Below are 13,403 nucleotides of genomic sequence, written 5' to 3'. Positions count from 1 at the left end.
TTCGAACAGAGAAGTTAAGCCCGCTAGCGCAGATGGTACTGCTAACCAGTGGGAGAGTATGTCGCCGCCTTTCTTTATAGAATCCCCAATCTCATTAGAGGTTGGGGATTTTTTGTTTGTATACCTTTCTACTTCAATATTTTTTTAAAAAAGTGATCTTTTTTTGTAACGTTTCATTCTATTCTATACTTACTATGTATATTATAGTCTTATAAATACTACATAGTTATGAAGCGTGTATTTTCTTGTATTTTATTATTTGTTTTAGTTAGTTTTCAGTGCGTTGCTCAAGATATTAATGTATCAGAAAAAAGCTTATTATGGGAAGTTTCTGGAAAGGACTTGAACGAGCCTTCTTATGTTTTAGGTACATTTCACATTTTGTGTAAGGATGAATTAATTATTAGTGACAAAGTTCAAAAGGCTTTAGATAGCGTTGAGCAATTAGCTTTAGAGGTTAACTTTAGTGATCCTGTTGAATTGGCATATATGCAAAAAATGTTCGTGTCAAAGCAATCTTTGTCTTCTCAATTGACCCAGGAAGAGTTAGCTGAGTTTGTGGATATTTTGAAGGAAGAATATGATTTAGAACTAGAGCAAGTAAATAGCTTTTCAACTATTGCTTTGGTTGGATTAATGATGTCTAAGTTAGTGACATGTGAAGTTAAAGAATATGATTTAGAACTTTTTGAGAAAGCATTGCACGCTAATAAATCAATAATTGGTTTGGAACATTTCATTGATCAACAGAAAGTAATGGAAAATATATTTTCACCTAAAGAGTTGATTAATCAATTTAAGGAAGTTAATGCTTATAAGGAGACTTATAATGAGATGAAGCAATCTTTCTTAGATGAGGATATTGAAGCTTTATATGAATTTGGAACCAATCCTAAGTTTGTACCTATAGAGTTTAAGAAAGACTTATTAGATAATAGAAATATAAAATGGGTAACTAAGATGCCAGAAATAATGAAGAAAAAGTCCACAATATTTGCTGTAGGAAGCGCACATCTTGGCGGAGACTATGGAGTCCTAAAATTATTAGAAAAAGATGGGTATAAAGTAAGAGCTATTTATAATTAGTAAATGTGAGCAAGACTTTAGAACAAACCTTTCTACATCAAATAGAAGAGCATAAAGGTATTTTATATAAAGTATCTAAGATGTATATGGATAACCAAGAGGATCAAAACGATTTGTATCAAGAAATTATTTTACAACTGTGGAAGTCCTATACTCGTTTTCAAGGGCAAAGTCAATTCTCTACTTGGATGTATCGAGTGGCTTTAAATACAGCTATTACTTATTTTAAAAAAGCTAAGCAAGTAGTTGAACGAAATGATATTTTTGATGATAAAGTTAAGAATCTTCAATCAAGTGAAGTTGATATGATTGTAGAAAGCCAAGTACAATATTTGTACAACGCTATCTATTTATTAAATGATGTAGAAAAGGCATTGATATTTTTGTATTTAGAAGGATTCTCTCATCAAGAGATAGGTAGTAATCTTGGTATTTCTGAAGGAAATGCTAGGGTGAAACTCAATAGAACAAAAAATAAATTACAAGAAATAATAAAGAATCAAGGCTATGAATTTAGATGATTTAAAGAAGTCATGGCAGGAACAAGAACTGTCTACAGATATAGTAGCTTCTCAAGAGCTTAAGGAAAAAGTAAGTCGTCTACCATTAGACAAGATTAGAGGTAATGTCAAAAAGGAGATTTGGATACAGATTGTAAGTATAGTTTTTATCGTTTTCACTCCAAATCTTTTGGATATACAGAATAATAGAATAGGTGGTTTTTATCTTTTCTATGGAATATTTGTACTTATTACAGGGTATTATATTTTGAAGATGTATCGCTTTTATAGATCATCTGCTTCTTTAGAATTAAGCAGTAGAGACAGTGTATATGATAGCTATTATAATGTAAAGTTGTATATTCAAATGTATGAGAACTTTTGTTATTCACTTATTCCTTTTGGTATTCTATTACTTTTAGTAGCATCTCCTTCTTCTCAATTAGACCTTATTTTGGGAGGTGATTTACACGCTTTAAAGTATTTAGGAATAGTGTCTATTATTATGGTTGTTCTAATCTACTTTATTGCCAAGTATTGGATTAAAAAACTATATGGACAATATCTTCTACAAATTGAGCATACCTTAAATCAGTTTAAGGAACAAGAATAAAAAAATCCCGATTACTATCGGGATTTTATGTTTGTATTAAGTTATATAAACTTCATCTTTTGAATTCTTACAGCATTTAGTATGGCTAATAATGCAACTCCTACATCTGCGAATACTGCTTCCCACATCGTAGCTACTCCACCAGCCCCTAATATAAGCACAATCACTTTCACTACTAAGGCTAGTGTAATGTTCTGAATTACTATTTTACGTGTTTCTTTACCTATATGCATTGCAGTTGCAATCTTAGATGGTTGATCCGTCTGTATCACGACATCAGCTGTTTCTATAGCTGCATCACTTCCTAATCCTCCCATAGCTATACCTACATCACTTAAAGCAAGTACAGGTGCATCATTTATTCCATCTCCTACAAAAGCGATTGACATATTCGGATGTTCTTTTTTAAGCTTTTCTACTTGCTCTACCTTACCTTCAGGTAGTAAACCTCCTAATGCTAAATCTATATTTGTTTCTTTAGCTACTTTTTGAGTGATTGTATTTTTATCACCACTAAGCATTACAGTTTTCTTTACTCCAAGAGACTTCATCAGTTTGATTGCATCCTTAGAGTCAACTTTGATCTGATCTGCAATGGTAATATATCCACTGTATTCTTTATTGATAGCCACGATAACGATACTTTCTACAATATCATCTATATCTGTTGGGTAATTAATGTTATAGTGTTTTAAAAGAGCTGTATTACCAACGAGTACTTCTTTGTCATCTACTTTACCCATTAATCCTTTCCCCGAAATCTCATGTACCTCTTCTGCAGTTTTGGAAGTAGGGTAAGCTTCTACAATCGCCTTCGCTATAGGGTGTGTAGATTGTTTTTCAATAGCTGATACAATACTTACAAATTCAGTCTGTTCAACTGTAGTTTCTACTTTTTGAACTTTAAAAACTCCTTCTGTAAGTGTACCTGTTTTATCCATTACTACGATGTCTAATTTAGCCATTAGCTCTAAGTAATTGGATCCTTTAAACAAGATACCATTTCTAGAAGCAGCCCCTATTCCTCCAAAGTATCCTAACGGGACTGAGATAACTAATGCACAAGGACAAGAAATTACTAAGAATACTAATGCGCGCTCTAACCAAGTTTTAAACTCATATCCTTCTCCTAATACAAAAAAAGGTATAATCGTCAAAGCAACAGCTAGAAAGAATACGATAGGAGTATATACCTTAGCGAATTTTCTAATATAAAGTTCTGTTGTAGCCTTACGTGCACTTGCTTCTTGTACCATTTGAAGGATTTTAGCAAGAGAACTATCTTGATACAACTTTGTTGTTTTAATCTCGATTACATTCTGTAAGTTAATCATTCCTGTAAGGACAGTTTCTCCTTTCTCGTATGTACTAGGTTTACTTTCACCAGTCAAGGCAGAAGTATTAAAGCTACCTTTATCCGTTAGTAGCTCTCCATCTAATGGAATCTTTTCACCTACTTTTACTTGAATGATCTCTCCGATGCTTACTTGTTCTGGATTGACAACAGTGTATTCATTGTTTCTAAACACTGTTGCTTCGTTAGGGCGAATGTCTAGTAGAGCCTTGATATTACCTTTAGCTTTATTTACAGCGCTTTCTTGGAATATTTCACCGATGGTATAGAATATCATTACAGCTACTCCTTCAGGATATTCACCTATAAAGAAAGCTCCTAACGTAGCTACTCCCATTAACGAGAACTCATTAAAGAAATCTCCTTTGCCTCCTAATTTCACAGCCTCTTTTAGAACAGGGAATGCTACTGGTAGGTAAGCAACGATGTACCACGATAGCCTTAATGTATTATTGTTGATAAACCAATCTGCTTTTATAATATTAGCCAGAAAGACTCCTATAAAAAACATAACTAAACTGAAGCCAACAAATAGCTTTGTATTCTCTCCTCCGTGGCTGTGGTCATGATCATGGTCGTGTCCATGATTATGATCACTGTGGTTATGTGAGTGATTATGATTTGAATGTTCTTGACACATAATTTGATGATTTTTTGTTTTTGTTTAAAGCAAATGTACCACCTTATAATGATTATAAATAATGTCAAACCATGTTTGCAATGCTGTTGCATTACTTACTTATCCACGTAATTCTTTTTAAATAAGTACATTAAAGGGAAGCTTCGACAGCACATCCAAACACCAAAAGCAATCCACACACTGTACAATTTGAAATCTAAATAATCAAACAGCAATAGAGTAGGGATGAACCCACAGAAGGTAGCAAAGAGTAAATTATTGCGAAGTACTTTAGCGTCTCCCATACCTTTAAAAATACCATCAAAGATATAAGCGAGTGAGTTGATAGGTTGCATAAAGAGAACTAACCAAAACACGCTTATGAATACCTTGATGACTTCAGGATCTTGATTAAATAATAAGCCTATCGGTTTATAAAAGATTGCACAGATTGCAATTAAAATCAGTGAAATAATAATGGCGTATTTACTGATACTTTTAGAGAGAGACCACATAGTCTGATAGTTTTTTTCACCTGCTAGTTTCCCTGACATAGCATTACCTGCACTGGCGTAACCATCTATAAAGAAAGAGAAAAATAACCAGATATTCATCAATATACTTTGTGCAGCGATATAACTTTTGCCATATCCTGTAGCATAAGCATTAGCTAAATATATTGCTAGATTTAGTGTTGCAGTACGAATAATGAAGTTAAAGCTCATAATGATTAATGGCTTTAGAGAAGGGTTAATTGTTCTTCTAACGCTTAGGTTAAAAGGGGTATGTTTAAAGAAGTAATAGAATGCCATAATCAACATGATCGTTTGTGCAATCACACTAGCATATGCCGCTCCTTTGATATGCATAGCGGGTAATACACCATCTATACCAAAGACAAAGTAGTACGTTAATACCACATTGATAATTGCTCCCGTTAAGCTACATTTCATTGCCCACACAGTATTTTGTAACCCTCTAAAAACTCCATATAGTGCAAAGGTAATTAGGGTAAGAGGAAACCCCCAAGCTCGTATTAAGTAATATTCTTTAGCATAGGTTAGAAGTAAGCCTTCAGCATTATACGCAATAAAAATTTCTTGTACGAAGAAAGTAGTGAATATGAATAGTAGTACACTTAGACAGAAATTAAATAATATAGCCTGCGGTACTAGTGTTTTTACAGCGAATATTCTATTCGCACCTAAATGTTGAGAGACAGTAGCAGATATAGAAGTTTTAGTTTGTGCTACAATCCATATTATCGCAGATAGAAAAGAACCTACTAATCCTACGGCGCCTAATGCCTCTACACTATTTTCTTTTACATTGCCGATGATAGCGATGTCAGTTAGAGAAATTAAGGACTCTGATACCCCTGCAAAAATAGCAGGTATAGCTAGTTTATTTATTTCTTTAAAACTGATTGTAGTTTGCATATCTTATTGTTTTCAATAAAGTTGCAAAGGTCGGTTAAATAATAGACAATAAAAAACCAGCCTTCTATGCAGTACATAGAAGGCTGGCAAAAAAAAATGTCTCATTAAATAATTAAAAACGCATTCCTACACCAAAACCAATTAACATTGGGTCTAATTTTACTTTTGCAGGAATATTTAACTGATCAACACCTGTTACACCTGGAGCTACTAAGTTAGTAGCGTCAACAGTAACATCTGTTTTTAAGAATAACTTTTTGAAGTCAACGTTGATAAAGAATTTCTCTGTTAAATCAATATCAAAACCGAATTGGTAACCCCAACCGAACTTGTTGTCATATTTTATATCTTTCGCTACACCAGACTTTTCGTTATAGAAAATAGTGTAATTCACCCCAACCCCAACATAAGGTTTAAATACTTCACCAAATTTGTGGTGGTATTGGAACATTAATGTAGGAGGTAATAAGTATACACTTCCTAAGTCTACGTTAGCTGTGCTAGGCCCTTGAGTAATAGGGTTATCTAAGCTAGATCCGATAGTCCCTACAGTATGTCTAGTAGTTCCTAGAATTAACTCAGCAGCTAAGTTTTCTGTAAAGAAGTAAGTGAAGTCTAATTCTGGAATAAAGTTGTTACTTACATCGATTTGTCCACCGATGATTCCAATATCTGCTCTGTTATGAGGTATAACACCTACACCACGTAGACGCATTTGCCATTTATAATCTTGTTTCTCAGGTGCACTAGTCGTTTCTTGTGCGAATGTAGAACCGCTTACGAATAATGCAGCTCCTAAAATTGAAAGTAGTAACTTTTTCATAATTGAGATTTTAAATTTCTAGAGTAAAATTACTGTTAAATTTGTATCTGAAATATGACTTTTATCATTTAAATACTTTTTGTTGTAAAAAAAGTTTAAATATTAGCTAAATTTATAAAATATAATTGATTGAAGTAAGTAGGTTAACTTCTAAAATTAATATCTTTTGATATATAGATAGTTTAATTTATGTATTTGTGTGATTAATTTGTTAAAAATATAAAAATTATGAAAACATTAGTTGTAGGTGCTTCTTTGAAAGAAGAAAGGTATTCTAATAAAGCCATAAAGATGCTTAGAGAATATGGACATGAGGTAGTAGCTCATGGACTAAGAACTGGTATGGTAGAGGATGTGACTATTCATACAGACTGGTATACTGGTGATGATATAGATACAGTGACCCTATATCTTAATCCTACTAGACAGCAAGAGTATTATGAAGAGATTATAAAACTAAAGCCTAGACGTGTGATTTTTAACCCTGGTACAGAGAATAATGAGTTTGTTCAGAAACTATCTGATGCAGGTATAAAATCTGAAGAAGCGTGTACATTAGTATTACTGCGTACTGAACAGTTTTAGTCATAAAACAATAAAGGTCTTATGCAATTATAAGACCTTTATTGTTTTAATTTATTTTGTTTAATACCTTGCTTTGACTAGTGGAGAATAATAATAGTACGGTGATTAATCCATTGACAAGTATTAGCTCATTGTCAAAAACATACCCACCTAATAAGGTAGCAGAGTTATTGCTTAACCATAGTGTCAAAAATGGAGCGACTATACATATAATAGGTACTAACTTATCTTTGACAGTTCTATTATTAAACAGAATGGCGAAGGCAAACAGACCTAATAGAGGTCCGTATGTATAAGAGGCTATCTTGAAGATCATACTTACTACAGAGGCATCGTTAATCGCATTGAATAATATAATCACTAAGAACATTAATAAAGAGAACACTAAGTGTACTACCTTTCTTTTCCACACATTAGAAGCATCGTCTTTCTTCTTATCCATGTGCAGAAAGTCTATACAGAATGATGTGGTCAATGCCGTCAGAGCTGAGTCTGTAGTAGCAAATGTAGCCGCTGTCAATCCTAATAAGAATATGATAGCAGGTACTATACTTAGGTAATTAAAAGCAATCTCTGGGAATAGCAAATCTGTTCTAGGCTTACCAGTAACTAAATCTAGTGGTACTTGGATGCCGTTCTTCTCTGCATAGATGTATAATAATGCTCCTACACCTAAGAAGAATAGGTTAATCACTACAAAGATAGCAGTGAAAGAATACATATTCTTTTGTGCTTCTTTGATGTTCTTACAGCTTAGATTTTTTTGCATAAGATCTTGATCAAGGCCTACCATCGCAAGCGTTACAAATATTCCTCCTATAAACTGCTTTAAGAAATGGTATTTAGAAGAGATGAAATCCTCAAAGAAGAATATCTTAGAATAGTTACTGTCTTTTATAGTTTCAAAGGCTTCTACGGCCGAAAGGTCTAGACTGTGACAGATAAATATAATGGTAAATACAACAGAGGCAACTAAGAAGAAAGTCTGTAAGGTATCTGTAACGATAATGGTTTTTAATCCACCTTTATAAGTATAAGCATAGATTAATAATAAAGCAATCAGTACTGTGGCGAAAAAGGGTATTCCGAAATAATCGAATACATATCGCTGTAGTACGATGACTACTAAATACAGTCTAAATGCTGAACCGATCGTTCTACTCAATAAAAATATAGAAGCAGCCGACTTATAACTATAATGCCCAAGTTTCTTTTCTATATAGGTATAGATAGATACCAGATTATATTTATAATACAAAGGAAGTAATACAGAGGCTGTTAATAAAAAACCGACAGCATTACCTAGAACAAACTGAAAGTACTTAAACTGTTCACCATTAGGAGAACCTACTTCTCCTGGTACGGATATAAAGGTTACCCCTGATAAGGCCGTACCTATCATCCCAAAAGCGACTAAGTACCATTTAGCATTTTTATTAGCACTAAAGAATGCGTTATTACTACTATCTTTTTTACTGATATAATGTGATATACCTATCAGTATTCCGAAGTAGATGATAATAATCGTGATTATGGTTATAGGAGTCATAGTAAGTCAATTGTTTTATTTGCTTAGAATTCAAAAGTAATTCTTTTTTAGAAATAACGACTATTGCTTTTATAGCGATCAGTTATAGAATAGAGAGAGTACATAAGTATAGTAGTAGTTTAGAGGAGTAGAGTTATTTATTAGTTTATTTTTTATCTTTGCAGTTATGGAATTCCCTTCAAAATTATTAGAAAAAGCAGTCGAAGAAGTATCACAATTACCTGGGATAGGTAAGCGTACAGCATTACGACTAATGTTACATATATTAAAGCAACCAGAGGAACAAACTCTACACTTAGCAGAAGCATTACTAAAACTAAGAAAAGATATCATCTTCTGTAAGAGTTGTTATAATATATCAGATACAGAACTATGTGATATCTGTGCTAATGAAGCACGTGATCATCAGACGATATGTGTCGTAGAAGATGTACGTGATGTAATGGCACTAGAGAATACTCAGATATTTAAAGGAATATATCATGTGCTAGGAGGTAAAATATCTCCTATAGATGGTATAGGACCTAGTCAATTAAATATTCAATCTCTAGTAGAAAAGGTAAAAGCAGGGGAGGTAAAAGAAATTATCTTTGCGCTGAGTTCTACTATGGAGGGAGACACTACCAACTTTTATATCTATAAGCAGATAAAAGATACTGGTGTTATCACCTCTACTATTGCTAGAGGTATAGCGGTAGGGGATGAATTAGAGTATGCAGATGAAGTGACGTTAGGTAGAAGTTTAGTACATCGTGTACCTTTTGAGAATGCATTTAAGGCTGTATAGTATTACAGTTTTTAAAAGAAAATCATAGAAGAGTAATTAGTAGCCCTTACCAATTACTCTTTTTTTATGGACTTAAGCTTGAGATTTAGGATGTCTTGTTTAAGGATCTTAGCTTTAGAAGATAGTAGCATTGAGATCAGTTATTATTTATATATTTTACCCTATCTTCATGCAAACTGCTATTTACATCATAGGATTATAAAAATAAGTGTATAGTTAAAATCAGGATTATAAATAATAACTGTACAGCTATAGTAGGATGAGGCAAATCCTAATTTGACTGATCGCATAGTGGTCGCATAGTGATGGCATAGTGGTCGCATAGTTTTGGCTATTTTTTATGCGACCACTATCCTATCATTACCCTACAAGAATAGTATAAAATCACCTTAGAATGATTTGAATTTTAATTAAGTAATGAATAGTGTTATCATAAGTTAGTATGAAAGGCTTGTTTATGCTAGACGTATGGGCTTATTTGCTTATAAATAGACTCATAACCTTAAATTAGAATGTTTTTAGATAGAGGTTTTAACACTAAATTAATTGTTAGACGTGTCTAATTTTGTAATTTTACACATCTAAAGAAAATTGTAATGAATTTATCAGAACTAGCTAAAGGAGAAAAAGCTACTATACAAGGTATAAAGCGAGGGTGTCCTGTGGAGGTACATCAGCGTTTTTTAGACTTAGGGTTTGTACCTGGTGCTGAAATCTATATCCATAATATCAGCCCACTAAAGGATCCTGTAGCTTATTCTATCTATAATACCATTATTTCGTTGAGAAAAGAGGATGCAGAGATGGTATTAGTGACTTTAGCTAACTAAATTATAAAAGAAGGGAAAAAATTATGGCGCAATCAGCCTGTGATATTTGTGATCTTAATGCAACAGCAGAATTAAAAAAACTAGGTGAGTCATCTGGTAAGTATGATTATACTATCGCTCTAGCAGGAAATCCAAATACAGGTAAGAGTACGATCTTCAATGCTCTTACTGGTCTAAAACAACATACTGGAAACTGGCCAGGAAAAACAGTTACACGTGCAGAAGGAAACTTTCAGTTTAAGGATAGTAAGTATAAGATAATCGACCTTCCGGGTACTTACTCACTGATGTCTACTTCTGAAGATGAAGAAGTGGCACGTGACTTTATTTTATTTGGTCGTCCTGATGTTACTGTAGTAGTAGTAGATGCTGGTCGACTAGAACGTCATTTGAGCTTAGTAGTACAGATACAGGAGATTACAAATAAGGTGGTGGTGTGTCTGAACCTGATGGATGAGGCTCAGCGCCATGGTGTAGAAATAGACGTGAGAGGGTTATCTCGTGATCTAGGAGTACCTGTGATCCCTACTTCTGCGAGAAGAAAAGAAGGTATTACAGACTTATTAGTAGCAATAGATCAAGTAGCAACAGGTAAATATGTACCTGAGCATAAGACAATATCTGGTATATCAGGAGAATCTAGAGAGGCAGTACAGCAGGTAGCATCTAAGTTATTAAATATAGATGCAGATTTGCCTAGTCCGTCATGGCTAGCGATGAGATTGATACAACAAGATACTACTATTCAATCCGCTTTAGTAAACCAAACTTTATCTACTAAAGTCAATAACGAGAATATTAAAGAGGTGATCACTTTGGCGAATAGTTATCACGAAAAGCTAGGATTAGACTATTCTGATAATGTGGCTGGAGCTATCTTCACTCAAGTATCGAAGACAGTGAAGAGTACTGTGAAATCAGATATAAATCAGCGTGCTTTCAGAGTAGACCGTATGATCGATAATGTAGTGACGAGTAAGCGATTTGGCTTTCCTATTATGTTATTGATGCTCGGGGGTATTCTATGGCTGACTATTATCGGGTCTAACTATCCATCTAGTGCATTATCTACCTTATTATTAGAAGAATTATATCCTATTTTAAAGAATGGAGCAGAGAGTCTTCATTTTCCATGGTGGTTATCCGGTTTTTTAGTAGACGGAGTATATCTAGCTACAGCTTGGGTTATAGCAGTGATGTTACCACCTATGGCTATATTCTTCCCTCTGTTTACCTTATTAGAAGATTTTGGGTATTTACCAAGAGTAGCATTTAACTTAGATCGACTTTTTAAAGGAGCAGGAGCACATGGTAAGCAAGCTTTGACAATGAGTATGGGCTTCGGGTGTAATGCTGCTGGAGTGGTCTCTACTCGTATTATTAACAGTCCTCGAGAGAAACTAATTGCTATCATTACAAATAACTTTTCGCTGTGTAATGGTCGTTGGCCTACACAGATATTGATGGCAAGTATCTTTATCGGAGCCTTAGTACCATCGTATTTGTCTAATACTATCTCTACACTTGCAGTAGTGGGGATCGTAGTATTAGGGATAGGATTTACATTCTTTACTTCATGGATGCTGTCTAAGACTATGCTAAAAGGGCAGGCTTCATTCTTTACCTTAGAATTGCCTCCTTATAGACCTCCAAGAGTGTTACAGACGATCTACACATCGTTAATAGATAGAACGTTAATCGTATTATGGAGAGCTATTGTCTTTGCAGCACCTGCAGGAGCAGTTATTTGGTTGATCTGTAATATAGATATAGGAGATAAAAGTATTGCCTTATGGACTATTCAAGGATTAGATCCTGTAGGAGTGTTTTTAGGATTAAATGGAGTTATTTTATTAGCCTATATTGTAGCTATTCCTGCCAATGAGATTGTTATCCCGACGGTGTTAATGTTGACCGCTATGGTATTAGGAGATGCATCTATCGGTGAAGGAGCAGGTGTCATGTTTGAGGTATCAGATGGTGAGATAGCGACTATCTTACATATGGCGGGCTGGACTACATTGACAGGAGTGAACTTGATGTTGTTTAGTTTACTACACAATCCATGTAGTACTACAATATATACGATTTATAAAGAAACGAATAGTGTAAAATGGACTACAGTAGCGTCATTATTACCTGTTCTTTTTGGAGTTATTGTGTGTTTTGTAGTAGCTCAGTTATGGTATTTATTTACCTAATTTCTTAAGAGTATAATTATATTTATTATAGCATCCCCTTTTTCATTTGATATGGAGAAGGGGATTTTTTATGCATAATTGCATAATTGCTTTATTATTAGATAAATCAAGAGATTATATGATAGACCATATGGATTCTCTTAGTGTAAGTACATATTTTATGTGAATTAACTCTTTATGTTTGTCGTCTTGCATACGAATTGTTTTATTTGAGTAATAATCTTTATAGGGATTATTCTTTAATTTTAAAAAAATGAGCTATGAGAAGAGTTTTAGTATTAGGAGCATTGCTAGTCTTTACTAGTATATATGCACAATCACCTAAGAATAGCAAACAGACAGATTATGAAGTAAGTGCTTCAGAGTTATTAGATAAAGGGGATTATTACAAACTAACAGAAAGTCAGAGAACTAAGATTATAGAACGAAAGCGTACTATCGGTAGAGAGTTTGAAGCAATAGGACGTGACCGTTCACTGTCAGGTAGAGAAAAAGGTTTAAAAAAGAGGGAGTTAGCTATTAGTTTCAGACAAGATATTTATATTATTTTAAATGACTCTCAGAGGGTGAAGTGGGATAAAGCATCTTATCATAAGTATCAAAATAAAAGAAGTAAGGAAGATATAGAATACCAATTAGATATGTTAGAGATAGAGTATGAAAGAGATATTAAAAATATCAAAATCATCTATAAGGACAATGATTCTAAAAGGAAGATAGCAAAGAATAATAGAAAAGCAGAGTATAAGCAACAAAAAGAAATACTTAAGAGACAGAAGAATAAGCTGTAATATTGTTTTGTAAAACAGTATGTTATAAAATACCTCCTTGATAAACCAATGGTTTATTAAGGAGGTATTTCCGTTTTAGAAACAGGTGTAAGATGTACAAAATGTACATGTACAATGCATTGATTAGTCTGTATTGTGATTTTTATTATTTACCTATTTATTTATCTAATGAAATAAATCAAATATTCAGTAGGTCTACTTCTTAATTATTTAGTGTAGTATAGTT

At 33.5% G+C, this 13,403-nt stretch carries 12 protein-coding genes; 8 read left to right on the top strand and 4 right to left on the bottom strand.

Going from position 1 to position 13,403, the window contains the following annotated elements:
- Nucleotides 1-228: 228 nt before the first annotated feature.
- From HX049_RS03350 to HX049_RS03340, 3 genes are all read left to right on the top strand, one after another.
- Nucleotides 229-1,086, top strand: coding sequence for a TraB/GumN family protein (locus HX049_RS03350; RefSeq protein WP_286414048.1), 858 nt, complete (start codon nt 229-231; stop codon nt 1,084-1,086).
- 80 nt (nt 1,087-1,166) lie between these two features.
- Nucleotides 1,167-1,607: an RNA polymerase sigma factor gene (locus HX049_RS03345; RefSeq protein WP_435793524.1), complete on the top strand. Its 441-nt coding sequence runs from the start codon at nt 1,167-1,169 to the stop codon at nt 1,605-1,607.
- Entirely contained in the window at nt 1,594-2,199 is a 606-nt protein-coding gene (locus tag HX049_RS03340) for a hypothetical protein (protein WP_286414047.1), read from the top strand. Before HX049_RS03345 ends, HX049_RS03340 begins: the two co-directional genes overlap by 14 nt.
- Nucleotides 2,200-2,240: 41 nt before the next feature.
- Here the strand turns inward: HX049_RS03340 and HX049_RS03335 are convergent, their stop codons facing one another.
- From HX049_RS03335 to HX049_RS03325, 3 genes are all read right to left on the bottom strand, one after another.
- Nucleotides 2,241-4,193, bottom strand: coding sequence for a heavy metal translocating P-type ATPase (locus HX049_RS03335; protein WP_286414045.1), 1,953 nt, complete (start codon nt 4,191-4,193; stop codon nt 2,241-2,243).
- A gap of 95 nt (nt 4,194-4,288) precedes the next feature.
- Nucleotides 4,289-5,611 (bottom strand): MATE family efflux transporter, encoded by a 1,323-nt coding sequence (locus HX049_RS03330; protein WP_286414043.1) that lies wholly within the window; start codon nt 5,609-5,611, stop codon nt 4,289-4,291.
- Between the two features lie 112 nt (nt 5,612-5,723).
- Nucleotides 5,724-6,434 carry an OmpW/AlkL family protein gene (locus HX049_RS03325; RefSeq protein WP_286414041.1) on the bottom strand — a complete coding sequence of 237 codons (711 nt, stop codon included), beginning with the start codon at nt 6,432-6,434 and terminating at the stop codon, nt 5,724-5,726.
- A 228-nt stretch (nt 6,435-6,662) separates the two neighbouring features.
- Between HX049_RS03325 and HX049_RS03320 the strand changes: the two genes are divergently transcribed.
- Nucleotides 6,663-7,019: a CoA-binding protein gene (locus HX049_RS03320; protein ID WP_286414039.1), complete on the top strand. Its 357-nt coding sequence runs from the start codon at nt 6,663-6,665 to the stop codon at nt 7,017-7,019.
- 46 nt (nt 7,020-7,065) lie between these two features.
- Here the strand turns inward: HX049_RS03320 and HX049_RS03315 are convergent, their stop codons facing one another.
- Nucleotides 7,066-8,568, bottom strand: coding sequence for a sodium:solute symporter (locus HX049_RS03315; RefSeq protein ID WP_286414038.1), 1,503 nt, complete (start codon nt 8,566-8,568; stop codon nt 7,066-7,068).
- A 166-nt stretch (nt 8,569-8,734) separates the two neighbouring features.
- Between HX049_RS03315 and recR the strand changes: the two genes are divergently transcribed.
- From recR to HX049_RS03295, 4 genes are all read left to right on the top strand, one after another.
- Nucleotides 8,735-9,355, top strand: coding sequence for a recombination mediator RecR (recR, locus tag HX049_RS03310; RefSeq protein ID WP_025126055.1), 621 nt, complete (start codon nt 8,735-8,737; stop codon nt 9,353-9,355).
- A gap of 596 nt (nt 9,356-9,951) precedes the next feature.
- Nucleotides 9,952-10,185 (top strand): FeoA family protein, encoded by a 234-nt coding sequence (locus tag HX049_RS03305; protein WP_006257162.1) that lies wholly within the window; start codon nt 9,952-9,954, stop codon nt 10,183-10,185.
- 23 nt (nt 10,186-10,208) lie between these two features.
- Entirely contained in the window at nt 10,209-12,386 is a 2,178-nt protein-coding gene (gene feoB, locus HX049_RS03300) for a ferrous iron transport protein B (protein WP_286414036.1), read from the top strand.
- Nucleotides 12,387-12,646: 260 nt separating this feature from the next.
- The gene (locus HX049_RS03295) at nt 12,647-13,177 is read left to right on the top strand and encodes a hypothetical protein (protein WP_286414034.1); all 531 of its coding nucleotides are present in this window, start codon (nt 12,647-12,649) and stop codon (nt 13,175-13,177) included.
- Nucleotides 13,178-13,403: the final 226 nt, after the last annotated feature.

The sequence above is a fragment of the Myroides odoratimimus genome, from assembly GCF_030326305.1.
Lineage (GTDB): Bacteria > Bacteroidota > Bacteroidia > Flavobacteriales > Flavobacteriaceae > Flavobacterium > Flavobacterium odoratimimum_A.
This window is presented reverse-complemented; position numbering and strand designations above follow the sequence as displayed.

Excerpts from the sequence above, each read along its gene's own strand:
- HX049_RS03350 (WP_286414048.1), top strand. The coding sequence starts at position 229 with ATGAAGCGTGTATTTTCTTGTATTTTATTATTTGTTTTAGTTAGTTTT.
- HX049_RS03345 (WP_435793524.1), top strand. The coding sequence starts at position 1,167 with ATGTATATGGATAACCAAGAGGATCAAAACGATTTGTATCAAGAAATT.
- HX049_RS03340 (WP_286414047.1), top strand. The coding sequence starts at position 1,594 with ATGAATTTAGATGATTTAAAGAAGTCATGGCAGGAACAAGAACTGTCT.
- HX049_RS03335 (WP_286414045.1), bottom strand. The coding sequence starts at position 4,193 with ATGTGTCAAGAACATTCAAATCATAATCACTCACATAACCACAGTGAT.
- HX049_RS03330 (WP_286414043.1), bottom strand. The coding sequence starts at position 5,611 with ATGCAAACTACAATCAGTTTTAAAGAAATAAATAAACTAGCTATACCT.
- HX049_RS03325 (WP_286414041.1), bottom strand. The coding sequence starts at position 6,434 with ATGAAAAAGTTACTACTTTCAATTTTAGGAGCTGCATTATTCGTAAGC.
- HX049_RS03320 (WP_286414039.1), top strand. The coding sequence starts at position 6,663 with ATGAAAACATTAGTTGTAGGTGCTTCTTTGAAAGAAGAAAGGTATTCT.
- HX049_RS03315 (WP_286414038.1), bottom strand. The coding sequence starts at position 8,568 with ATGACTCCTATAACCATAATCACGATTATTATCATCTACTTCGGAATA.
- recR (WP_025126055.1), top strand. The coding sequence starts at position 8,735 with ATGGAATTCCCTTCAAAATTATTAGAAAAAGCAGTCGAAGAAGTATCA.
- HX049_RS03305 (WP_006257162.1), top strand. The coding sequence starts at position 9,952 with ATGAATTTATCAGAACTAGCTAAAGGAGAAAAAGCTACTATACAAGGT.
- feoB (WP_286414036.1), top strand. The coding sequence starts at position 10,209 with ATGGCGCAATCAGCCTGTGATATTTGTGATCTTAATGCAACAGCAGAA.
- HX049_RS03295 (WP_286414034.1), top strand. The coding sequence starts at position 12,647 with ATGAGAAGAGTTTTAGTATTAGGAGCATTGCTAGTCTTTACTAGTATA.